Below are 23,676 nucleotides of genomic sequence, written 5' to 3'. Positions count from 1 at the left end.
ATTAAGAGTACATGCATCTAAAAAAATTTTATTGTCCGTCATTAGTGTCACCTCCGGGTGAGGTTTTGCTTCGCGGACCATGTGCCCTGTTTGCCTTCTGGTTATTATAGCGGCTGTCTCCGTTTTCAGGAACCTGACTGTCAACTATCGTCTTCCCTTTATTGAGCTGCCCATCTTTTGTGTTTGTTACTTCATTGTCGTCCGAACTAAAATCACCGGAACCACTATATTGATTACGGGCCGTATCTTTATCGTCTGTAGCTTTTGCAGCTGTTTTGTTAGCTGCCGGCTTTTCTTTTTTTGATTGCTCTTTTTGATTATCCTTTTTCATGACTGTATTTTTTAAGTTATCCATTCTTATTCCGTTCTGTCCGGAAAAAGATTGTCCTATTAAATTTCCAAATAAAAACTACTGCGGGCATTATATAATTTTAAAATAAACTTACATGACGTTTTTTGAACGCATCAGGCCTTAAATTATATAATAATTTCTCAGCTTTTTAGTAGGTAAAAAAGACAGGGACAGATTAAATTTGGATACAGAAATGTCTTTATTTTAATTATGAAGAAACGCATCCATAACCAGACTTCTTTGTTCGGGCCTGACTATGCCTATCTTGTCGTGCTTTCTCCTCCGGACGACATTAAGGCTGATATAGCCCTGATCAAGAAAGAACTGAATGCTATTGCGGATATTACGGAAAAGAATGTCCATTCTATTGCCCATATTACCCTAACAGACCGACGTACAGACGACGAAGCCTTACCTGAAATTATAAAGGAACTGACATCCGGAAGCAAGCCTTTCCCGATAAGAGTGCAGGGTTGGGATTATTTTGACCACAAAAACAGCGTTACCGTTTATTTAAAAATCAATAATCCGGAACCTATTATAGAGCTAATGATTTCTGTGAAATCCAAAGCCAGGACTCCCCATATTAGCCTGGCGAAAAAAATCCCTTATAAAACATTTGAGGTACTAAGACCTTATCTTGAAAAATTGGAGTATTCTGCAGAATGGACTTGCAAGGAAGTTACAGTACTTAAAAAGCTGATGTCGAAAAAAGAACTTGGATTTAAGGACCGGGTGTCGATACCGCTGCAATAAGAGTGCCTATTGCCATCTATTCCAGTTCAATGACATGCAATTTCTGCCTGGTGTGAAAAAAATACAAATGCCATTTTTCATTAATAGCATAATAACGTTTGCCATCTGAAGTTGCCACACCTTCCACCTGATGGAAAGGAATCCTAAGCTTAATCTGTTTGTTTCATATTATCTGCAAAAATTGTCGTCTTTAGTTTCAGTAACAGACACTTTCATAGTAATTGATTTTAATGACTTGTTGTTTGGTTTCACGGCAGGATTTGGCAGACAGGGCTTAAACCCGATTTGATTTTAATAATTCCTTCATTTCAAGTGCATTTAAGATGCCTGCGGTGCTGGCAGTATTATTGAAATAGATGAACACTTCTTTAAATTTATTTGTGCCGAGAATCTCTCTTTGAGCTTTTTCTAATATTTCCCGGTCATAGGCTGAATAAAATAATTTAGGATTCCCATGAAATCTTACATAGCCAATGTCAGAAGTCACCATAATATCCGAAGGCAATTTAGGATAATTTACACTGCAAAAGGTTATGTTTCTTTGCTTTAAAACATCAAATACTTCGGATATCCACCAACTTTGATTACGAAATTCGACTACGTTTTTAAATTCAGGGTTCAGGCTGTTTACTATCAGTTCCAGACCTGAGGCACTATAATCAAAACCTGGCGGCAATTGGAATAAAACACAACCTAATTTCCCGGCAAGTCCTTCACTGCTCACCATATAAAAGTCTTCTATTAGCTGTCTGCATTCTTTAAACCTGTGAATATGGGTAATCTGTTTGGGTGCTTTTATTGAAAACAGGAAGTTTTCGGGTGTTTTATCGTGCCATGACTGCAAACTTTTAAGTGTGGGAAACCTGTAAAATGTCGAATTGAGCTCGTAGGTAGAAAAATGTTCGCAGTAATATTCAAACCATTTGGTTTTAGGTAAGTTTTCCGGATAGAAAACACCTTTCCAGTCAGCAGTATTATAGCTGGAACAGCCTATGTATATATTTTTCTTTTTCATTGGTATAGTATCTGGCAATTCTCACAAAAAAAGCTCCTGCGTTTTTTCACTCCTGTATATTTCTTCAAAATTGGGAGGTCACATCGGAGACATGTTTTTTTGGTATGGGCAAGCCAATGTTTTTTAAGTTCAAACTTTTTTTTCCATTCCAAAAACTGAAAGCTGTAATTTCTGGCTTCTTTTATAATCTCGTCCCTTTTTTTCGAAGGGATTTTTCCGACTAAGGATTCCGGATGAACACGAACCCTGTACAGTACTTCATTTTTTATAATGTTGCCAACACCGGAAAAAATGTCCTGTTCCAACAGAGCATCGCAAATTTGTTTGTTCAGGATGTTTTTTAATTTTTCTTTGGCCTGTTTCGGATTCCAGCTTTCATTCATTACGTCTGCACTCCAGTCATAATGCAGGTTAACATTCCCTTCCAGTATTTTTACAGAGGAAGAATAAAAATTTATTTCACCCGATGGAAAAGTCAGGTTCAGGCGAACCGGAGCATCTTTGGTTTCGTTAATTCTATAAGTTCCAAACAGCAGGAAATGGATACGGACTGTAAAATCTTTAAAACAAATCAGAAAGTGCTTGCCCCAGCTTCGGAAAGAAATTACCTTTTTACCTAACAGCCTATCCTGATCAATTTTGCTGTTTCCGGAAACGGAAATAATTTTTTGACCTTCAAACTGCCTGGCTTCTTCTTTTAGAATGACTATGCTTGGACCTTCTGGCATTTTCTTATATTTAAATAATGAATCAGGATTGCCGTTTTCAACTCCGGATTACGTTTGTCTGCTTCTCGCCGGTCCAAAAGCTTCTAAAGCTTCATGCCGATACTTAAAATTAAGCACCTCATCAAAATAGTGCCTTATACTATTCCAAGTTTTGTTTGTATGTTACTGCATGATTACAAGTGTATTGGAGCATTCAATCCTACAACATTTTGAAGGAAAAATATAAGCCTCAATAATTTTTATTTTGGAAATTAGACAATACCATTCCAGTAAGATTTGATTTAAGCACACCCGATGGAAACAATAACTATAATAGGTACTCTTGCAGCCATTTTCACTACTATTGCCAATATTCCGCAGGCTTATAAAATAATAAAAGATAAGACCAGCAAAGGTGTTTCTGCCGGAACTTATCTGGTTTTGCTAATCGGAACATCACTTTGGACAGCTTATGGTATCCTCAAGGCGGACTGGCCGCTTATTATTACGAATTCTATTTCTTCTTTACTGAGTATCGTTATACTGATTCTCCACCAGATACCTGACAGGAAAATAAAGAAAGTAAATAAGGCGCTTTCAAATACTGGCGGCAAAAAATAAATCCGGATATAGGGATATAGGCATCAGACAACAAATACAAATGTTTCCCTGTTTAATTCTGCCGATTGAAACTGCCAGTTCATTTTTATTACTTTCCTTAGGGTTTCTTTGAGTGTTTCAAAATCATTGGGTTTTTTGACATAAATATTGGCTCCGGCAATCAGTGAATCTTCAATATCTTTTTCAGCCGAGGATGTGGAATAAATTACTACAGACAGTTTTTGATATTTTTCATCTTTTCTTATTTCACGTAATATGTCTATACCTCCAAGGATAGGCATATTGAGGTCAAGAAAAACAATGTCCGGAATTTCTGTTGTTGTATACAGATAATCCAGTATTTCACGTCCATCTTTAAATATCGTAAGATTTTCGCCGGAATCCAGTTCATTGAATGCCTCTTCAAAAAGTAATCGGTCATCTGTATCGTCATCTACAAGTATAATTTGCATTAATTTGTCTGAGGTTTTCATTGTGTTTAGTTGATAGTGTTTAGTTTTTAGTGTTTAGTTGATAGTGTTTGCTTCTGTTCCAAAAAATACTATGGCATAAAAATTGCTACTATATAGTTATCCGAAGATTAAAATTCAGTTAACGGAATAGCGTTGCCAGCTCTCTGATAGAAAGCATTTGCTAAATTGATGTTTAGGAATAAAATAGTCCGAAAGGATTTTGATGTAAAAAATCTCCTCAATTATGAGGGTAGAATAAAAGATTAACTAAGATAAGTATTGTTAAATAGAATTAAAAGAATTTAACATTTTATTTTTCAGGTTACCTGAGAAACGTATCTCTTTAGAACACAAAATATTGGAAAATTATTAAAATTTATATCCCGGCAAATTAAAAAAAGAACTCTCTTTTTATATATATTTGCTCCACAGTGCGCGTCACTTTGATTCATACATTTTACTTCACAAGCATATTGCTTACTGCTATATCTTCTTAGGTCCAGCGAGAATATTGATGTTTATTTATAAAAACCTGTTCGTACAATAACTACGTTACGAATAAAGAAAATAACAACAAAAATTTTATACAATTCAACCTAAATCTCAAGGTGGAAATATCGAATTACGATTCGTTTTTTCCATGCAATAACAATTTGGCTTTGCTGTAAAATGTGTTTCGGTAAAAAAGGCGCACAAGTCATAACCAAGAATGAAGAAAAAAACAGATGAAGGCTATATGTCTCATCTCGAAAACGAGTTGAGGCAACGAAATGCGGAATTGGAAAAAAACAGAGAGCTCTTGCAGGCTACTCTGGACAGTTCATTGGATATGGTTCAGGTTTTTGAAGCTGTCCGTGATGAAAAAGGTAAAATAATAGATTTTATATGGGTCCTGAATAATTATACTTCAGAAACCTATTATGGTGATGTTATAGGCCAAAGCCTCTTGAAAAACAATCCGGGTGTTGTGCATACCGGAATATTTAACAGCTTTGTTGAGGTAACTGAAACGGGCATACCTCAACAATATGAGAAGCATTATGTAAATGAGCAGTTTGACGGCTGGTTTTACCAATCAGTTGTAAAACTGAATGATGGAGTGGCAACTTCAACTTCTGATATAACGGCACGAAAATTGGCCGATGACAGAATAAATGCGCTCAATAAGGAACTCGGCCAGAAGAACCGTGAACTTGAATCCTTAAACTCGGAGCTAACTACATTTAATAATATCGCCGCAAATGATTATAGGGAAACCTTGCAATCATTATATATGTATCTGGAATTTATTATCAAGACAGATGCTCCCAATATTAGTAATGCCGGAAAGGCTAATATTAGAAAAGCCCAGGGCGCGATACAGAAACTAAAATTGCTGACAGAAGACATTGTTTCATTTTCCAGAATTCCGGCCATGGACAGCAATCTGACATCTGTTGATTTGGAAGAACTTCTCAATGCACTGCTTTCAGATATGGCACAAAAAATTAGTGAAAAAGAGGCAATTATCACACGTTGCGGGATATTGCCGGCCATTACAGGATATCCTTTATTACTGTCGCTTCTGTTTTATCATTTGATTGATAACGCGCTAAAATTCCTGCCGAAAGGGAAAAATCCGGAAATTAAGATAAGCAGTTCTGTATGTTCTGAAGGAGCATGCAAAGGAATGTATGAAATATGCATTGAAGATAATGGTATCGGGTTTGACCAAAATCAGGCAGAAAATTTATTTGCCATTTTTTTCAGATTGCATGACAAAAGCATATACAAAGGTTCCGGAATCGGGTTGGCTGTCTGCAAAAAGATTATGGATTTGCACAACGGACATATTGTTGCCATATCTGATGGAAATGGGGCGGTTTTTAAATGCTATTTTCCTGTTTAAGTAAGCATAAAAATTATAAAGCCCGCGTTGCGGGCTTTATACTATTCTGAAAAAACAGATCTGGTTAATCTGGCCTTCGCCTGCCTTCCTCAAGTGCAGCTGAATCTCCGGACAAAGAAATGGCTGTATTTTTTACTATTTTTTTTAGAAATCATTAACATTTGTTTAAGTAGTGGATTTATAATTTTATTTGTCCCTTAATTTGCACCAAGAATGAAAAACCTAAACGAAAAAATGCACATTATTCTTGTGGATGATGATGCGGAAGACCGTATGATTTTCGAAGAGGCATTCTCTCAGTTGAATTCCGGGAATCAACTCCTGATGTTCCAGAATGGCCTTGAGGTATTAAATTACCTGAATGAAAACGAAACTGTCCCGGACATTATTTTTCTGGACCTGAACATGCCCATTATGGGTGGTCTCGAAACACTTCGGGAAATCAGGAAGAATGACCGCTACAGACAATTGTCTGTTGTAATCTATTCGACTTCTTCCACAGAAAAAGATATTGAAGATACATTGATTGCCGGTGCCAATGTCTATATTACAAAACCCAATAATTTTGAAACTCTAAGAGATACAATTGCCAAGGTAATTCATGTCAACTGGCAATTTCTTTCTTCGGGTCTGGACCGCGATACATTTGTATTTGTTACCTGATAGTAGTGCAAAATGAAGTAAACCTCTTCTAATGGTAAATATACATTTACAAAAGACACACTATGAAAACTATTGACAACCATTAAAAACAGCGCATTGAAATACAAAAGAATCAGATAATAAAATAGCATATAATCTAAAATCATTATATTTACCGCATCACTTTAATTCTCTTCATAAAATGAAGTTACTGTAAAAAGTGACCTTTATTAATGACGAGTAAAATTATAGGCGTGGGAAACTATATACCTTCCCAGGCCATTACCAATCTATTTTTTGACAAGCATCACTTTTTAGACCAGGCGGGAGATGCCTTAAAACAAGACAATGCAACCATTGCCAGTAAACTGAAAGAAATTACCGGTATTGAGGAAAGACGTTATGCGCATCCTAATCAGGTCGCTTCTGATTTAGGCTTTTTGGCTGCCCAATCTGCCATAGAAGATTCAGGAATCGACCCGGAAACACTTGATTACATTATTTTCGCGCATAATTTTGGCGATGTCCGTACAGGAACAATCCAATCTGATATGGTTCCAAGCCTTGCATCGCGTGTCAAGCATCTTTTAAAAATCAAAAATAATTTTTGTGTAGCCTATGATGTCTTGTTTGGCTGTCCGGGCTGGATTGAAGGCATGATACAGGCGCATGCCTTTATCAAATCGGGAATAGCCAAAAGATGCCTTGTTATTGGAGCGGAAACCCTTACGCGTGTAGTCGATGCGCATGATAGGGATAGTATGATTTATGCTGATGGTGCCGGTGCCGCTATTCTTGAAACCAGTAATGACGAATCGGGAATAAAATCACATCTCTCCGGTTCTTTTACCCTTAACGAGAAAGATTACCTGTATTTTGGAAAATCGTATAATAATGAAAACTGTCCCAATATACGGTACCTGAAGATGGATGGTAGGAAAATTTATGAATTTGCCCTTTTGAATGTTCCCGGTGCCATGCAAAAATGCCTGGATGACAGCGGTTATTCTATTAATGACCTCTCTAAAATAATCATCCATCAGGCCAATGAAAAAATGGACGAAGCAATCGTAAACCGTTTTTATAAAATTTACAAAACTCCGGTGCCCGAAAATATAATGCCCATGGTAATACACAAGCTTGGAAATAGTAGTGTGGCTACAATTCCGTCACTGTTAACCATGATTTTAAAAAACGAGCTGCCACAGCATTCAATCAAAGAAAACGATATTGTTCTTTTTGCTTCTGTAGGAGCCGGAATGAACATTAATGCTTTTGTGTACCGTTTTTAAAAATAAAAAGGTGTATAAATTAAATTTTATACACCTTCTTACAAACAAATACAGGTAATTATCTTCTTTTGACATTTACGGCCATCAAACCTTTTTGACCTTTTTCAATATCAAAAACAACCTTGTCGTTCTCATTAATTTTATCCAATAATCCGGTACTGTGGACAAAAATATCCTCGTTGCTTCCGTCTTGTGAAATGAATCCAAATCCCTTAGATTCATTAAAAAATTTTACTGTGCCTTCTTGCATCTCTTTTTTTATTTGTTATTTATTGCTTTTTATATCTGTTGCCTGATATCCTTTTGGTGTTTTTTCTTTTTTATAATGTACTACATCATGTTTTTTAACAGCTTCATTTAATTGTCCGTAATGGAAAAAAATATTTTCATTGCTGTTTTCTTCTGTAATAAAACCGTAGCCTTTCTCGCTCATATAGGAAACTATGCCCGAAAAAATTGTGTCTTCCGTAATCATTTCCGCCTTTTTAGATTGCCTGGCTTTAGCAGCATCCTCTTCCCTGTTCTGAGCGTGGGGTGGCAATGAAGTGAAATTTCCATTGATATCGACATAAACAATCATATCATCAAGCTCTTTCCCTTTATTGTTATTTGTTTTTCGTTCTTCTCTTCTGGAAATTTTATCCTGCTGCTTCTTTTGTTTTTTTTTATTGTTTTCTTTTTTAAAAAACGAATCTGCCATATTGGGTACTTTTTATTTAAATGGAAATGAGGATTTACTTTTAGGATGGAATTATCATTCCCATATAGTTCATCCTGTTGCATGAACATAGGCTAATCATATCCGTTGGTTAAAAGCCTAACCATCCTTGAATCGTTTACAAACGAATAATGACCAAAATGAAATACTGATTTCTAATAGTGTTTTTTTCTGGAACGCGTATCGTTTTCTTTTGGCATTGCTTCTTTTACTGCCATTGTACGTGAGTCAAACTCAGAATCGTTCAGGTTGTCTACAGCATTCTGCGCTTCCTCCTGTTCAGGCATTTCAACAAAGGCAAAGCCTCTGGAATTTCCGGAAAATTTGTCTGTAATGATTTTAACTGAAGTTACTTCTCCATAGGAAGCAAATAAGTCGAACAATTGTTCTTCTGAAGTTTTAAAACTCAGATTGCCAACAAAAATATTCATAAGTAAATAATTTTAAGATTAAAAAATGGCACCTGAGAAAGCAAAAACTGAGAGAGAGAAAAAGAGTGTTTTAAACTATTCCAGAGAAGGCAACAGAAACCTGTTATATAATATCGCAACAAATGTAGTCAATGATAATTGATAATCAACTAAATATATTTTTTTATTTTAAAAATAAAAAGCTATTGAAATCAATTCGAGAAATTTCCGGCTTTTATCCGGAACATTATTTATAAAAAACTTCCTCTGTAACTTTCAATAAGCAAGGAAAAATATCATATTATTATTCTTACTTTATCAAAAACCGCTTCGCATGATTTTAATCCTTATTTTTACAAAAAAATAAGAAGATGCCCAAATTATTCCCCTTAAAAAATATTTTGTTTTTGGCTCTGTTTTTACTCTGCATTTCCTATTCCCATTCCCAAACCCAGGAAATACAGAAACTTCAAAAGAGTCTGCCACATGTAAAGGACAGTATTTCATATGTCAACAAAATCAACCGTATTGGTATGCTGATGCATATGAAAAATCCGGACAGCAGTTTGATTTATGCGATGAATGCCAGGACTGTTGCCGGAAGAATCCGGTATAAAAAGGGAGCCGTTGATGCAGAAAATGTAATTGGAATCTCATTAGCCTTAAAGGGACTTAGCAATGAGGCCTCAAAAATATTCGGCCAGGTTCTTGCCGATTATGAAAAAATGGGCGACAAACAAAATACGGTGCAACTCTACATGAATTTTGCGAGCCTACAGATGCAAATCGGAAACCAGCTTCGGGCCGTAGAATATAACAGGCAAGCTTTGAAAATAGGAAAAAGCATCCCGACAGACAGCATCATGAGCAGGGTATATGCCAATTATTGTATGGCAAATCCACAGCTTTCTGAAGACAGTGTTCAGTATTATCTGGAACGCTCCAATAAAATTGGTGAAAAACTAAACGACCAGTCACTTCTTATAAGCAACAAGCAAATTCTTGGTATTTTTTATATGATTCGGGGCGTCAGAGATAAAGCCTTACCGTTATTGGAAAGTTCGCTTCAGGAGGCAAAAGCAGCCAAACTTGAGCGATTACAGCTTCAGGGGCTTAACGCTATGGCTGAATTTAACGCTAACAACCCGGAATTAGCCCTGAAATATATGGAGGAGCAGATGGCCATAATAGAATCTAACGGTTATGACGAATTAAAAGCCCCGGTCTTATTTTCGATGCTGCGGTTCGCAAAAATGAGCGGGAATATTGAAAAAGAGCGGGAATTAAGCGAAAAGATGATTGCCGCACAATTAAAGCGGCAAGCCAGCCTGGAAAAATTCATTGGAGATTATGTGCATTACTACCAAATCCAGGAAAATAACAAGGATTTGGAGCGGTCACAAAAAGCATCACGACAGACTATCATAATATTGACCGTCTTTTCAATAGTGTGCGGTATTTTGCTATCGCTATTATTCCGGGCGTATAAAAAAATCCGAAATGATTCTAAAAAGAAAGCCGCATTATATGAAATCATCGATAAAAAGAATGCTTCCTTATCTGAAGCCGATGCCATGAAATCTAACCTGGTTTCTATTCTTGCACATGACTTCCGTTCGCCTCTTATTTCAACTCTCTATATGGTAAGACTCTTAGAGCGTAATACGGAACTTACCGAATCTGAAAAGGAATCTTTTTATCTGACAATCAGTAATGATATTTCCGGAACGCTGGAAAATTTTGATGCTACCCTGCAATGGATCAAACGCCAACTTGGAGAGTTCAGAATTAATTTTGAAACGGTGGATATCCGTTCGTTACTTGACGAAGCTATTAGCGGCTACAATGCACAGCTCAATGAAAAAGGAATTACGGTTATCAATAATGTGCCGGAAGGTATTTTGGCCACATCAGACAAGGAAATGCTTCAATTTGTAAATAGAAACCTGCTTTCCAATGCTTTAAAATTCTCACCTAAAGGTAAGACTATTGCTGTAGACGCATTTAAAACCGATTCTGAGATTGTTATCTCCGTAAAAGATGAAGGGCCGGGCTTGTCAGATACTCAGATAGAAAAACTGTTTTCTATTAGCAGTAAGGGTGGCTCAATGCATGAAGGTGCCGGCATAGCACTTTCGTTCAGTAAGGATTTTATAGTAAAACTAGGTGGAAGGATTTGGGCGGAAAACCGTAACTCGGCTGGTAGTATCTTTAGTTATGCTGTTCCATCCAACCCTGTTGCCAAGGAAAGTATACAGTCAAAAATTGTAGCTTAATTATACCAGTTTGGGACAGGCAAAAAATAAAATTACTCCCACAATTTATTAATTTACCTGTCGCAGTAAACTGGTATAGGGTGCGTATTCCCCCATCTTTAATAGTTCAAAGGTTTGAATTCTTTTGTGAAACTTAAAGCAAGAAGTAACAAAAGGTCATATTTGGGAGTAAGTGGTTGAATTGAGGAGTAAGTGGTAAATTGCTTTCAAAAAACATATTGTTATTTATTTCTATAGAATAACTATTTTAGTTGTGTAATTTATTTTTTCATGCATTTACGCATAACTCTATTTTTTTTGTTATTTACTGTTTGTGTATCCGGACAGGATTATGCTTTAAAAGAAGCCCAGATTCGCGACGGATTTAACACTTATCTTTTCTCGAGCTCGGCTTTTGTTGATAATAGCCGGTTTGTGTGGTATGCCACCAATCGTGATGGGGATTTTTATAGATTTGACGGAAAAAACAAGCTCAGGTATCAGTTTTATAAGGATGGAAACAGCCATGACGACAACTTTTATCTTTCCAAAAATGCATGGATTCAAGACCATAATAATACCATTTGGGCTGCCGAACTGGATAAGGCTTATATCATTACGGCAGATAAACTTCAGGTGGATCGCATTCAATACCCTACGGAAAAATTAAGTTCCAAAACCTTTATTGCCAAAGACGAGATGGATAATCTTTGGATTAGTAATGGCTCGCGCTACCTTATTAAAATTACACCCGACAGAAAGGTGACTCAGGTTACTCACCCTCTTTTGAAAGATAAACAAGAAATTGAAATAATCAGGGTTTTAAATAATGGCAGAATCATTGCAAAATCCGGATACAATCTCTTTTATATTGATTCAGGAGGAATACATTTTTCTGTAAATATTCATACCCTGGATAAGGAAATCAACCCTGAATTTACTCTTTTTGAAAACGGTAAAATTGTAACCGAAAACAGCAGTGGCTATTATAAGTACAACAATAGGTCCTACAAATACATCTATTTGAAAGGACTGGACATACAAATATTCAATTATCCGTATGACGAAACCTGCTATTTAGGGAGCTGTAACTGGAGTAGCAGAGCTTTGGTTGTAGATTCAAAGCTTTATTTGGCAGATGATTCGAATCTCTTTATTAATCAGATTAATAAGAAAACTAATGAGATTACTACCATTGACACCCTACACTTCAAAAAGCAAATTTCAATAGCCAACAACAAGCATTATCCTAATTTTATATGGATATCCGGCTATGATGAACTCTTCAAATTATTAATCATACCAAATAATTTTAAAAGGAAACTGCAATTCGATGACAAGCAGTATAGTACGAGAGGCATTGTTTCAGATTCAAAAAACAATCTGTTCATAGCTACCTACGAAGGTCTTTTCAAACAGGAAAAGGATAAAAAACCGGAACAATTTTTAGTTAAGGGTGAAAAAAATGGTTTATATGATATTCTCGTTTTAGACAAAAACGATTCTATCTTATGGGGTTCACAAGAATACCATTGGATTAAAAAGGTAAACCTGCTTACCCATACGAAAAAAGACATTGAGTTACCAAAAGGTTTCAAGGTTGAATACATGAAAGAAAAATTACCTGATGAATTATGGATTGGCTCCAACAAAGGCTTGTATATTCTCAATAAAAAAACGGAAGAAATAAATCCTTACGTAGAAGATGGTTATTATTTGGGAAATATTTCCGTTCTCAGCCTTACAGAGGGTAAAGATGGTAAAAAATGGATTGCAACCCGGGATGGGCTTTTCTTAAAGGAAAAAGGAAAAGATTTTATAAATTACAAGAGTATTAATCCAGCCTTTGATTATAAAAGCCTGTTGACATTACATGAAGACGAAAAAGGCAATCTATGGATTGGTACTGACGGAAGGGGAATCGTTTTCCTGGACCCAAAAACAAATTGGTTCAAAAACCTGACACAATCTGACGGACTCTCAAATAATATCATATGCGGCATATTGGAAAGCAAGGAAGCGTTATGGTTTTCAACCTATTACGGGCTTACCCGATTTGACAAACAGAAAGGTTTTTTCGCCTTATATTATAAAGAAGACGGACTGGCTGACAATGAATTTAATCTCAGATCTGCCTACAAAAAAAATGAGAATGCATTTTATTTCGGAAGCCTAAACGGTATCGTCGAATTCAATCCCGGAAAAATAGAACTCAGGGGAAAACATCCCCACACTATTTTTTTGTATAGTTCAACCTATTTTTCCAGTGACAGGAATAAAAATGTAACCGATTATTTAAGTCTTAATAAAAAAACAATCAACCTTCCTTATAATAAAAATTATTTTTCGGCAGTATTCTCCATTAATGAACTGTTTTACATTGAAAAAAACACCTATCTCTATAAAATAGAAGGACTCAGAAATGAGTGGATAGATGCCGGAACATCCGGGCTTGTTGAGCTTCCCAGTCTACCGCCCGGAAATTATGTATTACGGGTAAAGGGAAAAGACGCGAAAGGTATTGAAACCCTCAACGAAGTAAAAATCAACCTCCATGTTGAACAGATTTTTTATAAAACGCCACTTTTTATCATCTTAATGGCATTGTTAGCGCTTGGTTCGATAATCTATTTCTTTATCAGGCGTAACCGAAGACAAAAAAGATTTTTTGAAAGGGAAAAAGAAATCAAGGAACTAAAATCCAGCGCCCTAAGAGCACAGATGAACCCTCATTTTGTATTTAATATTTTAAATAATATGCAAAGCGTTCTGATTTTAAAAGGAGAAGCCGAAGCCAACAAATATTTTGGTGCTTTTTCCAAACTTTTCAGACAAACGCTCGACATTTCAAGGCAGGAACTCATCACGCTCAAAAGCGAAATTGAATACCTCAACAATTACTTACTACTCAACAACCTGCAGCTCAACGATGAATTAAAATATTCTGTAAAGGTTCAAAACAGCGTTAGGGATACCAGTACTATTTTTCTACCAGGAATGCTAATCCAACCTTTTGTAGAAAATGCCATACTGCATGGGCTTTCCAAAAAACAGGACAAAAAACTAACGATCAGTTTTTCTATGGAAGAAGGCTATTTGGTGGTTGTTGTCGAAGACAATGGAATTGGCAGAATTATGGCCGCAAAAAATGCTGTAAATAAAAAAGAATCGCACAAATCATGGGCTACCACAATAGTCAATGAGCGCATTAACATCATGAACTATCCCAACAATAACGCTAAAGCTGTTATCCTTAAAATTGACGATTTAGAAAAAAACGGAATGCCTTGCGGCACACGGGTAACCTTAAAATTACAACAGCCTTAAAGCGATTCTTAATTTTCACTTAATTATTTAACTTTATTGGCAGGTTTACAAAATTTTCTTAACTTTAGTCCTCCTCCAATTTTAAACATATGCAAGCCCATAAAGCCCTCATAATTGACGATGAAGTCAACAATATAGCCTTATTAAAACATTTCGTCACCAAATACTGCCCGAGTATAGAAGTCGTGGGCGAAGCCCTGACCATATCAGAAGGCATTTCAGAAATCAGGGAGAAGGAACCGGATATTCTTTTTTTGGATATAAAATTAAACGAAGGCAATTCCTTCGAAATCCTTGACCAATTGGACGACCTTAAAGCGCAGGTAATTTTCGTTACCTCATATGATGAGTATGCCCTCAAAGCTTTTAAGTATAATGCTGTGGATTATATTCTAAAACCAATCATTATAGAAGATGTAATTCTGGCCGTAAACAAGGCTATAAAAAATATTGAGCAACAAGACTTTTTTGATTTTGGAAAGCTGACATCATTTTCCGGCGAACCCGTTTCTTTTTCTGAAAATAAAGAATATATAGCAATTCCTTCCCTGGATAAGGTTGATATGGTTAAAAGCAGCCAGATTACCTATATTGAGGCAGACAATAAATATACTGTTTTCCATACCATTGAAGGTAAAAAATACACCTCAAGTAAAAATCTTTTAAGTTTTGAGGAAACATTGGACAAAACCCGCTTTTTCAGAATACACCATTCTTTCATACTCAATATTGAGCACCTTGTTACGATTATCAAAAAAGATGGGAGCTATTGCGAAATGTCGGACGGCACGTTATTACCTATTGCCAGACGTAAACTCGAAGATTTTCATCGATTTCTCAAAATCAAAAACTAGACTTTCTTTTCCTGTTTTCCTTTTACAGCAGTTGTTTTCAATTGATTATCGGAAACTCTACACCAAGAAGATTCTTATTTAGGTAAAGTAGGTTTTATAACTTGTCCTGTTTTACGGCTCTTCACCCTTGTATGAAATAATGGCTCGCAAAGGCGCAGAGCCGCAAAGTAATTAAGCCTTATAAAAGAAAAAATTACGAAAGTAACCCTTTTCAGGTTTTCTTTGATTTTATATAGATTCTTTAAATTTGTCTAATCATTTTGATCTGTGACTAAATTCACTATTCTGTTGGTATGCCCCGCGCTATAGCCACCTGTTTTTTAAATACTCCGGAAAACCACTTATTCCCATATTCTTCCAGTTATTCGCAATAGCAACCAGTTATTACTTTGCGATTGGCTTTATTATTATAATCTGCAATCTTTGTATAAGCAAATTTCAAGAAATGAGATTTTGCCAAAGGCAGTAACATATTATATGTTCGTAGCTATAGTGTCTCTCACCAACAACGTTCTTATAAAAGTTTAGTTTAGATAAAAATCGAAAAACTAGAGAGACACTATAACTATGCTGTCTAAAAAACAGTTATTTGTTTGATATAAAAACATGCAATAAGAAAGCGGGCTCTAAATTTTTCGTAATGGATTATTTTTGATAAAGACGCAACAATTAGGAATAAATAAAAGCCGCTTTCTTTTATCAATTGACAATAAATACACAACTTATAAAATAAACAAGTGCCTCTCATAACATTCTCAATCCTCAGATATGTTACTATGAATTGTAGATTTGGGCTTCTAATTATTCATAATATCTAGTTAAAGAGGCACTTTGTATTAAAACGGAGGTCATCCTACCATCTTCATAAAAAACATCATAGTTTATGTAGAAAAAATACATCGTTATACAAACATGAAACAGATGGCCTCCTTTTTATTTTTTCACCAAAGGCAAAAAATTCTTTAATGACTATCGGGTCGTTTATACCAAATCAAAGAACAATGGATTTAGTCACAGATCAAAATGATTTGACAGATTTAAAGAATTCATATAAAAGAAAACTCGAAAAAGGGTCACTTTCACAACTTTTTCTTTGATAAGTAAGGCTTAATACTTTGCGACTCTGCACCTTTGTAAGCCACTATTTCACGTATGGGCAAAAACTTGAATGACTTTTGGAAACTTTATTCAAAAATAAATTTCTTACCTGCTTTGCGGCTCTGCATCTTTGCGTGAAATAGTGGCTCACAGAGTCGCAAGGTTTAAATGAAGCGTGAAAAGCTGCCCTTTACTCACGATAAATTTCATAAAACTGTGCAGGCAGCAAAATCATAACTTTCTCACTGTGTTCTAATTTTTTTGCTTTGGAAAAAAATCACTCCAGATATACCCCATCATAAACCACAGACAAAACCTTAAATCTCGGGACAGGAAAATAACCGCCGAAATCATTCCAATGGGTAATATTAAGCCAGATACCATGAGGACCGGCAGATAAATTAAAGACTCCGGAAATTTTAAACTGTAACGAGGAGTTTATATAATGTTGCTGTACAATCTGGAAGAAATTTGTGGCTACTCCGTCAATAATTATTTCACAACGGAAATAAGGACTTCTAAAATTGCTAGGATATGAAACATCGCCAGCCAATCCTACAGCAATATTTAAAATTACGGGGCTGGCAACAGGCATGGTAAACATTGTCTGGCTTTCGGGAATAAGTGTAGGATTGCTGCCAGACAGTGTAAATTCTGATATATTAGAGCTTTCTCTCTCCATTCCGTATGCATAGTCCAATACCTTTTTAACAGTCACAGATTCTGTTTTTCCATCCATAATTGCTAATAATTCCCAGGTACTGCCCGTGACTGTACCCCTACTGATTAATTTTACATAATTACCCGGCGGCACCGTTACTGAAGACATATTGGCTGTTCCATATATAGTTTCCTGTGCCGGAGCAATAACGGTTAGCATGTAATTGCTGGTATTCTTTATACTGTAAACGCGTCCTTTTAAAGAGCCCCATCCGGCCGGAGGAAGATGGAGCATAGCGTCAGCATTGCCGTTATAGGCCGTATAATAATCCGTATAGCCCAGGACAGCATTTCCGGTTATAATTCTATAATCGGCCGCGACAGAGCCGTTAACTGTCAAGCGGCTGCCGGGGTTTTTGGTGTTTATTCCGGTATTTATTGCCATGTTTTGGGCAAAACTTCCGGTTGCCGAAGCAAAGAAAAACAGTAGTATGAAATATTTCGTATAGTGTAACATCATAATTTTTTTTTAATCAGGGGCTAAAAAAGAGATTAATTTATGTCCGGGTTATGCTGTCAACACTTAGCAAGACCGATAAAACTCCTAACACATGATTATTCGCAGACCCAAAACTATTCCAGGTAGAGATTTTGGCATAAAAAGTATGCCAATATCCTCCTGCAGGCGGAGGCACGAAATTGTATTTACCGGACAAGTTAAACTGCATGCCCTTACTATTCTCCTGCACAACCTGAAAAATGCCTGTTGGCATATCGTTTATAAAAAGTTCGCAACGATAATAAGAAATAACAGAACCCGGTGGATAAACCGGTGTACCGGAATCTACAAGAGCAAGCCCTACTGTAAAGTTTAGAAATAAAGCTCTGGGTTGTTTATCCACGAAAAACGAACCCATGCTATCCGGAATTACAACATCTAAACTACTTGAAGGCCCTATAGTAAATAGCGATTGATAACTGCTATTCTTTGGCACTCCTATTGCAATATTTGACAGTCGAGTCATTTTTGAAGACAATTTAGTAGGCACCAACATAGAAAGCTCCCAGGTAGTTCCGGTGGTAGTGCCCTTGCTAATCAATTCAGCATAATACCCGGGAGGCAACACTATATAATCTACATCGCCTGTGGCGTCAATCTTCTCACCCGGTCTTTCAGAATAAACCATAAGCTCAAGGGCGCTTATATTCTTAATTCCGTAAATGCGTCCTTTAAAATTGCCAGGCCCGCTAATGGCCTCAGGGAGTCGTATTATACCTCTATCACCAGGTATACTACTAGTTGAATTATAGGCAATATAAAAATCGGAATCGTCTAATGTAACATCGTCACTAACTATCTTATAATCGCCTGCAAAAGAACCGTTAACAGTCAAGCGGCTGCCCGGATTTTTGGTGTTTATTCCGGTGTTTATCGCAGTGTTTTGAGACATCACGCCCGTGCTGTACAGCAACAGGATTAAAAAAAGCTGTTTCATAATAAAATCTTTTTGGCTCATAGTTCTTTAATTTATATATACGGCACTTAGCAAAAGTGACAAAACTCCGAATGTATTGGTAGTTCCCGACGGAACTCCTCCTCCAGACCTCCATAAAGAAAGTTTGGCATGGATAGTATGCTGTCCTGCAGACAAATCGCGTACGCCAGACATGCTGAACTGTAATTGTGACCCTATTCTATTTTGCTGTACAATCTGGAAAATACCCGTAGCCACATTATCTATATACAGTTCGCAACGGTAATAAGGCATTATATAGATCTGTCCAGATACAGGAGATTCTAAATCATCAATTCCTAACACACAGTCTAAAAATACTGTTTTGGGTTCAGACAAGGTAAACGAATTACTGCTACCGGGAATTACAATGTCTAAAATACCTGGATTGCCTCTTACTATAGTAAATCTATCCTGAGGAGAGCTAACTGAATTCCTTGCTACAGAACTTGTAACATCTACCAGTTTGGTCACTTCAAAAGATGACACTGCGGGCACCCGCATAGAGAGTTCCCAGGTAGTGCCTGTGGTAGTACCCTTGCTAATGAATTCAGCATAATAGCCGGGAGGCAGCAGTATACTGCTTACATCTGTTACGGCATCTATTTTTTCTAAATTATGTGCAGCAACCGTAAGATTCCAATTGCCGGTTGTATTCTTAATCCTGTAAATACGTCCTTTAAAGTTGCCCTGCCCACTAATGGCCACGGGCAGTTGAATTATGCCGTCGGTATTTCCATTATAGGCAATATAAAAATCGGAATCGTCAAGGATAACATTGCTGGTCGCTATTTTATAATCGGCTGCAAAAGAACCGTTAACAGCCAAACTGCTGCCCGGGTTTTTGGTGTATATCCCGGTGTTTTGTGACATTACGCCTGTGTTGTACAGCAACAGGATTAAAAAAAGCTGTTTCATAATAAAATTTTTATGGCTTATAACTAAAATTTGCAGTCAATTTATGACTGCTTTGTATTTGGATTGTTATGCTGTCATTACTACGGACACAAATCTACTTAATAATTAATGAGAATTTTTTGAAAAACGGTTTAAAATCCCGGATTCCAAAAAACTTTTTTTACTTATTCTGCCTGGACAAGATTCCCGCTAATTGTGTTAAACTTTTATTCATTATTCCGGCATCTTAATTTCTTTATCTTTACTAACCGTAAAGCATCTAGCAAAACATAGGCTATTAATATAAAATCTCTTATAATCAATCCAAATATACCCCATCATAAACAACAGACAAAACCAAAAGACGTTGAGTACCTGTATGACCGTCATCATTCCAACGGGTAATATTGACCCAGATGCCATGAGAGCCGGCAGATAAATTAAAGACCCCGGAAATATTAAACCGTAACGAGGAGCCTACATGTTGTTGCTGTGCAATCTGGAAAAGATTTGTGGCCACTCCGTCAATAATTAATTCACAACGGTAATAAGGACTTTTTGAAAACACTCTCGGATAAGTAAAATCAGCCAGCCCTATAGCAACATTTAAGAATACAGGCTTGGCAACAGGCATTGTAAACATTGTCTGGCTTTCCGGAAGGAGCACAGAATTGTTGTTTGACACTATAAACTCTGTTGGAGATATCGGATAGCCACCTATATCCATTCCAAAAGAATAGTCCAATGCTTTTTTAACAGCCTCAGATGTCACTTTACCATCCATAATTGCTAATAATTCCCAGGTAGTATCCGTGACTGTACCTCTACTGATTAATTTTACATAATAACCCGGTGGCACCGTTACTGAAGACATATTGGCTGTTCCATATATCATCTCCTGTGCCGGAGCAATAACGGTTAGCATACTATTTGATGAAGTATTCTTTATAGCATAAACACGTCCTTTTAAAGAGCCCCATCCGGCCGGAGGAAGATGAAGCATAGCGTCAGCATTGCCGTTATAGGCCGTATAATAATCTGAATAGCCCAGGACAGCATTTCCGGTTATAATTTTATAATCGGCCGCAACAGAGCCGTTAACTGTCAAACGGCTGCCCGGATTTTTGGTATTTATTCCGGTATTTATTGCGGTGTTCTGGGCAAAGCTTCCGATTGCTGTAAACAAAAAAAGCAATATGAAATATTTTGTAAATTGTAACATCATAGATTTTTTTTAAATCAGGTACAAAAAAGAGATTAATCCACGCTGAAGGCACTTAGCAAAAGCGACAAAATTCCATATTTCAGATTCCGCGCCTGTCCAAAGTCATGCCAGGAAGAGAGTCTGGCCTCAATAGTATGTGTGCCTGCCGGCAAATCATATACACCAGACATGCTAAACTGAATACTTTTACTATGCTCCTGCACAACCTGAAAAATTTGTGTGGGTGAATTATTTATGAACAGTTCGCAACGGTAAAAATGATAATAATCACCCGGTGAGAAAAAATTTATAAGACCAAGCCCTACTGTAAAGTTAAAAAATACAGTTTTGGGCTTATCCAGGCTAAACGTTTTCTGAGTACCCGGAATTACAACATCTAAAGTGGTTGGAGGACTTAAAGTAAATGTTGATTGCGGACTGCTATTCTTTGGCATTCCTATTGCAACATTTAACAGATGAGTCATTTTTGAAGACTGTGCCACAGGCACCAACATAGAAAGTTCCCAGGTAGTTCCGGTGGTAGTGCCCTTGCTAATCAGTTCAGCATAATGACCAGGCGGTATCGTTATATAGTCTACATCGCCTGCGGCGTCTATTTTCTCCAAACCCAATGCTTCAGGAGTGACTGTAAGGTAACCGCTTTGCTGGTTCCTGCTTATATTCTTAATTCCGTAAATTCGCCCCTTAAAATTGCCAGGCCCGCTTATGGCCTTGGGGAGTTTAATTGTAGCTTTGTTATCCCGGTTATAGACAATATAAAAGTCGGAATCATCTAGTGTAAAATCGCCGCTAACTATCTTATAGTCGCCTGCAAAAGAACCGTCAACAGTCAAGCGGCTTCCCGGATTTTTGGTGTTTATACCGGTGTTTATTGCGGTATTTTGAGACATCATGCCCGTGCTGTACAGCAACAGGATTAAAAAAAGCTGTTTCATAATAAAATTTTTTATGGCTTATAGTTCCCTAATTTATATGTGTGGCACTTAACAAAAGTGACATGACTCCAAACTGACTGGTAAAAGAATAAGTTCCACCGACTAACCATAAAGAAAATTTGGCATGGATAGTATGCGGTCCTGCAGGCAAATCGCGAACGCCAGACAGGCTAAACTGCAACTGGGAGCCCTCTCCATCTAGTGGTACAATCTGGAAAAGCCCCGTAGCCACATTATCTATATACAGTTCGCAACGGTAAAAAATTGTTGACATCTGCCCCGGTTGAAGAGTTGCTAAATTATCAATTCCTGCTGCAAAGTTTAGAAATACCTTTTGGGGTTCAGACAAGGTAAACGAAGTACTGCTCTGGGGAATTATAACATTGGTAATAGGCTGTGAATATTCGTTTCTTATTATAAACCTATCAGTGGTACTCAAATTCCTTGCTACAGAATATGCAACATCTACCAGTTTGATTACTCTTGAAGACCGCACTATGGGCACCAGCATAGAGAGTTCCCAGGTAGTGCCGGTGGCAGTGCCCTTGCTAATCAGCTCAGCATAATAGCCGGGAGGCACCACTATACCGGTTACATCTGTTGCCGCATCTATTTTTTCCAGATTCTGTGCAGTAACCGTAAGATTCCAATTGCCGGTTGTATTTTTAATCCTGTAAATACGTCCTTTGAAGTTGCCCGGCCCGCTAATGGCTACCGGCAGTCGAATTATGCCATTAGCATTTCCATTATAGGCAATATAAAAATCGGAATCGTCAAGGATAACATTGCCGGTCGCTATTTTATAATTGCCTGCAAAAGAACCGTCCACGGCCAAAATGCTACCCGGGTTTTTGGTGTATATCCCGGTGTTTTGGGACATCATGCCTGTGCTGTATAGCAACAGGAGTAGAAAAATCTGCTTCATAAAAAATCTTTATGGCTTATAACTAAAATTTGCAGTCAATTTATGACTGCTTTGTATCTGGATTGTTATGCTATCATTACTATGGACAAAAATCTATCCAATAATAATGAGAAATGTTTGAAGACCGGTTTAAAATCTCGGATTCCAAAAAACTTTTTTTACTTATTCTGTTTAAGTACTATTTTCTCTAATTGTTTTTAAACATTATAGTATTCTTTTTTTATTGATTATTTTTTATTCTCACCCTATAGATAAGCAGGCACAAGGGCCGGTTTGAAATCCCGGCCCCTGAAACCTGTCTTTTTTACTTCTTTTGATCAAGCAGTATTTTCTCTAGTCGTTTTAGACGTTCGTCCATATTCTTTGCATTTTCTTTTAACTGGTCTATTTCTTTATCTTTGGCTTCCAGTTGTTTCTGTTGCTCAATAGTATGCAGATATAATTCTTCTACTTTTTCCAACATCTGTATAGAAAGCTCTGACATGTTAAAGATGTATTCGCCTTTATCATTTTGACGTAAATCCTTGATGCTGGTAATACCCGGCAGGTGTTTGTTTTCGTTGATAAACTTTTCTACTTCTTTTATGGATTTGAAAGTATAGTCTTTTTTCAGTTCGGAGGTACCGTTAAAATAATCTTCAAATACATAATCGGCATAAGTAGAGTTGGCTGTTTCTATTGAACCGTTCACGGCAAGGAGGACATTTGTATTGGTAGTACCAAGCATATTCGCAGTACCTATACCTACCTTTCCTGCACTCGAAACATGCACTCTGGTGGTACCATTGGTGATAAGTTCAAGGGGTCTGGCCGAATTATTTGCAGTTCCTACTACAAGTCCTGTAGAAGTACCGCTTGAAACAAGTTGAGAACGGGAATTCGAGTCCTGATATAAATCCACAATACTTGTTCCTGATGACACTCTTATGTTAGACCTGCCTGTTGTTGTAGCATTTGTTAAATAAGCCCCAGTAGAGAAGTCAAATATCGTTTCTCTTGTTTCAGGTGTTGTTGCCCTGAATCTAAGAGTCTTACCATTTGTATTTACTATTCTATCGGTTGCCAAACTGCCATCAGTTGTATAAATGTTATCCAGAGTATTTTTGTTCACCCATGTTGGTGCGCCAGTTGCG

21 protein-coding genes and 1 pseudogene are annotated in these 23,676 nt (G+C 36.9%); 8 read left to right on the top strand and 14 right to left on the bottom strand.

The features are described 5' to 3' along the window. Nucleotides 1–28: 28 nt before the first annotated feature. On the bottom strand, nucleotides 29–331 hold the full coding sequence (locus ASG38_RS00510) for a hypothetical protein (protein ID WP_157485952.1): 303 nt from the start codon (nucleotides 329–331) through the stop codon (nucleotides 29–31). A 231-nt stretch (nucleotides 332–562) separates the two neighbouring features. Between ASG38_RS00510 and ASG38_RS00505 the strand changes: the two genes are divergently transcribed. Then, nucleotides 563–1,108 (top strand): 2'-5' RNA ligase family protein, encoded by a 546-nt coding sequence (locus ASG38_RS00505; protein WP_056065574.1) that lies wholly within the window; start codon nucleotides 563–565, stop codon nucleotides 1,106–1,108. A gap of 274 nt (nucleotides 1,109–1,382) precedes the next feature. Here the strand turns inward: ASG38_RS00505 and ASG38_RS00500 are convergent, their stop codons facing one another. Both ASG38_RS00500 and ASG38_RS00495 read right to left on the bottom strand, forming a co-directional pair. Beyond that, nucleotides 1,383–2,123 carry a DUF72 domain-containing protein gene (locus tag ASG38_RS00500; protein ID WP_056065571.1) on the bottom strand — a complete coding sequence of 247 codons (741 nt, stop codon included), beginning with the start codon at nucleotides 2,121–2,123 and terminating at the stop codon, nucleotides 1,383–1,385. Further along, nucleotides 2,120–2,851 carry a DNA-formamidopyrimidine glycosylase family protein gene (locus ASG38_RS00495; RefSeq protein ID WP_056065568.1) on the bottom strand — a complete coding sequence of 244 codons (732 nt, stop codon included), beginning with the start codon at nucleotides 2,849–2,851 and terminating at the stop codon, nucleotides 2,120–2,122. Before ASG38_RS00495 ends, ASG38_RS00500 begins: the two co-directional genes overlap by 4 nt. 294 nt (nucleotides 2,852–3,145) lie before the next feature. On the opposite strand from ASG38_RS00495, the gene ASG38_RS00490 reads away from it, so the two are divergent. Beyond that, nucleotides 3,146–3,451, top strand: a complete 306-nt coding sequence (locus ASG38_RS00490) for a SemiSWEET family sugar transporter (RefSeq protein WP_056065564.1) — start codon at nucleotides 3,146–3,148, stop codon at nucleotides 3,449–3,451. Between the two features lie 23 nt (nucleotides 3,452–3,474). Here ASG38_RS00490 and ASG38_RS00485 read toward each other — a convergent pair whose 3' ends face one another. After that, a complete protein-coding gene (locus ASG38_RS00485) occupies nucleotides 3,475–3,924 on the bottom strand; it encodes a response regulator (protein WP_235498541.1) in 450 nt (149 codons plus the stop codon). 688 nt (nucleotides 3,925–4,612) lie between these two features. On the opposite strand from ASG38_RS00485, the gene ASG38_RS00480 reads away from it, so the two are divergent. From ASG38_RS00480 to ASG38_RS00470, 3 genes are all read left to right on the top strand, one after another. Beyond that, nucleotides 4,613–5,791 carry an ATP-binding protein gene (locus ASG38_RS00480; RefSeq protein WP_056065561.1) on the top strand — a complete coding sequence of 393 codons (1,179 nt, stop codon included), beginning with the start codon at nucleotides 4,613–4,615 and terminating at the stop codon, nucleotides 5,789–5,791. Nucleotides 5,792–6,004: 213 nt separating this feature from the next. Next, nucleotides 6,005–6,454, top strand: coding sequence for a response regulator (locus ASG38_RS00475; RefSeq protein WP_056065557.1), 450 nt, complete (start codon nucleotides 6,005–6,007; stop codon nucleotides 6,452–6,454). Between the two features lie 212 nt (nucleotides 6,455–6,666). Then, nucleotides 6,667–7,725 carry a 3-oxoacyl-ACP synthase III family protein gene (locus ASG38_RS00470; RefSeq protein WP_056065554.1) on the top strand — a complete coding sequence of 353 codons (1,059 nt, stop codon included), beginning with the start codon at nucleotides 6,667–6,669 and terminating at the stop codon, nucleotides 7,723–7,725. 58 nt (nucleotides 7,726–7,783) lie between these two features. Here the strand turns inward: ASG38_RS00470 and ASG38_RS00465 are convergent, their stop codons facing one another. The 3 genes from ASG38_RS00465 to ASG38_RS00455 all read right to left on the bottom strand — a co-directional run bounded on the left by ASG38_RS00465 (nucleotide 7,784) and on the right by ASG38_RS00455 (nucleotide 8,874). Next, on the bottom strand, nucleotides 7,784–7,975 hold the full coding sequence (locus tag ASG38_RS00465) for a cold-shock protein (protein ID WP_056065551.1): 192 nt from the start codon (nucleotides 7,973–7,975) through the stop codon (nucleotides 7,784–7,786). A 15-nt stretch (nucleotides 7,976–7,990) separates the two neighbouring features. Continuing rightward, nucleotides 7,991–8,425 (bottom strand): cold shock domain-containing protein, encoded by a 435-nt coding sequence (locus ASG38_RS00460; RefSeq protein WP_056065548.1) that lies wholly within the window; start codon nucleotides 8,423–8,425, stop codon nucleotides 7,991–7,993. Between the two features lie 173 nt (nucleotides 8,426–8,598). Further along, nucleotides 8,599–8,874 carry an RNA-binding protein gene (locus ASG38_RS00455; RefSeq protein WP_056065543.1) on the bottom strand — a complete coding sequence of 92 codons (276 nt, stop codon included), beginning with the start codon at nucleotides 8,872–8,874 and terminating at the stop codon, nucleotides 8,599–8,601. Nucleotides 8,875–9,224: 350 nt separating this feature from the next. Between ASG38_RS00455 and ASG38_RS00450 the strand changes: the two genes are divergently transcribed. The 3 genes from ASG38_RS00450 to ASG38_RS00440 all read left to right on the top strand — a co-directional run bounded on the left by ASG38_RS00450 (nucleotide 9,225) and on the right by ASG38_RS00440 (nucleotide 15,289). After that, on the top strand, nucleotides 9,225–11,129 hold the full coding sequence (locus tag ASG38_RS00450; RefSeq protein WP_056065539.1) for a sensor histidine kinase KdpD: 1,905 nt from the start codon (nucleotides 9,225–9,227) through the stop codon (nucleotides 11,127–11,129). A gap of 297 nt (nucleotides 11,130–11,426) precedes the next feature. After that, complete coding sequence (locus ASG38_RS00445) at nucleotides 11,427–14,435, top strand: sensor histidine kinase (RefSeq protein ID WP_056065536.1); 3,009 nt, start codon at nucleotides 11,427–11,429, stop codon at nucleotides 14,433–14,435. 89 nt (nucleotides 14,436–14,524) lie between these two features. Beyond that, nucleotides 14,525–15,289 carry a LytTR family DNA-binding domain-containing protein gene (locus ASG38_RS00440; RefSeq protein ID WP_056065533.1) on the top strand — a complete coding sequence of 255 codons (765 nt, stop codon included), beginning with the start codon at nucleotides 14,525–14,527 and terminating at the stop codon, nucleotides 15,287–15,289. Between the two features lie 1,375 nt (nucleotides 15,290–16,664). Here the strand turns inward: ASG38_RS00440 and ASG38_RS00435 are convergent. The 7 genes and pseudogenes from ASG38_RS00435 to ASG38_RS00405 all read right to left on the bottom strand — a co-directional run. Further along, a complete protein-coding gene (locus ASG38_RS00435; RefSeq protein ID WP_157485950.1) occupies nucleotides 16,665–17,567 on the bottom strand; it encodes a hypothetical protein in 903 nt (300 codons plus the stop codon). A gap of 37 nt (nucleotides 17,568–17,604) precedes the next feature. Then, complete coding sequence (locus tag ASG38_RS00430; RefSeq protein WP_157485948.1) at nucleotides 17,605–18,543, bottom strand: hypothetical protein; 939 nt, start codon at nucleotides 18,541–18,543, stop codon at nucleotides 17,605–17,607. A 27-nt stretch (nucleotides 18,544–18,570) separates the two neighbouring features. Then, complete coding sequence (locus ASG38_RS00425) at nucleotides 18,571–19,479, bottom strand: hypothetical protein (protein ID WP_056065524.1); 909 nt, start codon at nucleotides 19,477–19,479, stop codon at nucleotides 18,571–18,573. Between the two features lie 298 nt (nucleotides 19,480–19,777). Next, the gene (locus ASG38_RS00420) at nucleotides 19,778–20,683 is read right to left on the bottom strand and encodes a hypothetical protein (protein ID WP_157485946.1); all 906 of its coding nucleotides are present in this window, start codon (nucleotides 20,681–20,683) and stop codon (nucleotides 19,778–19,780) included. A 32-nt stretch (nucleotides 20,684–20,715) separates the two neighbouring features. Next, nucleotides 20,716–21,618, bottom strand: a complete 903-nt coding sequence (locus ASG38_RS00415; protein ID WP_056065518.1) for a hypothetical protein — start codon at nucleotides 21,616–21,618, stop codon at nucleotides 20,716–20,718. Between the two features lie 28 nt (nucleotides 21,619–21,646). Continuing rightward, nucleotides 21,647–22,543, bottom strand: coding sequence for a hypothetical protein (locus ASG38_RS00410; RefSeq protein WP_157485944.1), 897 nt, complete (start codon nucleotides 22,541–22,543; stop codon nucleotides 21,647–21,649). A 304-nt stretch (nucleotides 22,544–22,847) separates the two neighbouring features. Then, nucleotides 22,848–23,676, bottom strand: a pseudogene (locus ASG38_RS00405) (hypothetical protein); the annotation flags it as partial.

It is taken from the genome of Flavobacterium sp. Leaf359 (assembly GCF_001423985.1).
Classification (GTDB): Bacteria; Bacteroidota; Bacteroidia; order Flavobacteriales; family Flavobacteriaceae; genus Flavobacterium; species Flavobacterium lindanitolerans.
The sequence above is the reverse complement of the archived record's forward strand: the minus strand, read 5'-3'. Positions and strand labels throughout refer to the sequence as shown.

Bases quoted from the DNA above. Each gene is read 5' to 3' on its own strand.
- ASG38_RS00510 (WP_157485952.1), bottom strand. From the start codon at position 331: ATGAAAAAGGATAATCAAAAAGAGCAATCAAAAAAAGAAAAGCCGGCA.
- ASG38_RS00505 (WP_056065574.1), top strand. From the start codon at position 563: ATGAAGAAACGCATCCATAACCAGACTTCTTTGTTCGGGCCTGACTAT.
- ASG38_RS00500 (WP_056065571.1), bottom strand. From the start codon at position 2,123: ATGAAAAAGAAAAATATATACATAGGCTGTTCCAGCTATAATACTGCT.
- ASG38_RS00495 (WP_056065568.1), bottom strand. From the start codon at position 2,851: ATGCCAGAAGGTCCAAGCATAGTCATTCTAAAAGAAGAAGCCAGGCAG.
- ASG38_RS00490 (WP_056065564.1), top strand. From the start codon at position 3,146: ATGGAAACAATAACTATAATAGGTACTCTTGCAGCCATTTTCACTACT.
- ASG38_RS00485 (WP_235498541.1), bottom strand. From the start codon at position 3,924: ATGAAAACCTCAGACAAATTAATGCAAATTATACTTGTAGATGACGAT.
- ASG38_RS00480 (WP_056065561.1), top strand. From the start codon at position 4,613: ATGAAGAAAAAAACAGATGAAGGCTATATGTCTCATCTCGAAAACGAG.
- ASG38_RS00475 (WP_056065557.1), top strand. From the start codon at position 6,005: ATGAAAAACCTAAACGAAAAAATGCACATTATTCTTGTGGATGATGAT.
- ASG38_RS00470 (WP_056065554.1), top strand. From the start codon at position 6,667: ATGACGAGTAAAATTATAGGCGTGGGAAACTATATACCTTCCCAGGCC.
- ASG38_RS00465 (WP_056065551.1), bottom strand. From the start codon at position 7,975: ATGCAAGAAGGCACAGTAAAATTTTTTAATGAATCTAAGGGATTTGGA.
- ASG38_RS00460 (WP_056065548.1), bottom strand. From the start codon at position 8,425: ATGGCAGATTCGTTTTTTAAAAAAGAAAACAATAAAAAAAAACAAAAG.
- ASG38_RS00455 (WP_056065543.1), bottom strand. From the start codon at position 8,874: ATGAATATTTTTGTTGGCAATCTGAGTTTTAAAACTTCAGAAGAACAA.
- ASG38_RS00450 (WP_056065539.1), top strand. From the start codon at position 9,225: ATGCCCAAATTATTCCCCTTAAAAAATATTTTGTTTTTGGCTCTGTTT.
- ASG38_RS00440 (WP_056065533.1), top strand. From the start codon at position 14,525: ATGCAAGCCCATAAAGCCCTCATAATTGACGATGAAGTCAACAATATA.
- ASG38_RS00435 (WP_157485950.1), bottom strand. From the start codon at position 17,567: ATGATGTTACACTATACGAAATATTTCATACTACTGTTTTTCTTTGCT.
- ASG38_RS00430 (WP_157485948.1), bottom strand. From the start codon at position 18,543: ATGAAACAGCTTTTTTTAATCCTGTTGCTGTACAGCACGGGCGTGATG.
- ASG38_RS00425 (WP_056065524.1), bottom strand. From the start codon at position 19,479: ATGAAACAGCTTTTTTTAATCCTGTTGCTGTACAACACAGGCGTAATG.
- ASG38_RS00420 (WP_157485946.1), bottom strand. From the start codon at position 20,683: ATGATGTTACAATTTACAAAATATTTCATATTGCTTTTTTTGTTTACA.
- ASG38_RS00415 (WP_056065518.1), bottom strand. From the start codon at position 21,618: ATGAAACAGCTTTTTTTAATCCTGTTGCTGTACAGCACGGGCATGATG.
- ASG38_RS00410 (WP_157485944.1), bottom strand. From the start codon at position 22,543: ATGAAGCAGATTTTTCTACTCCTGTTGCTATACAGCACAGGCATGATG.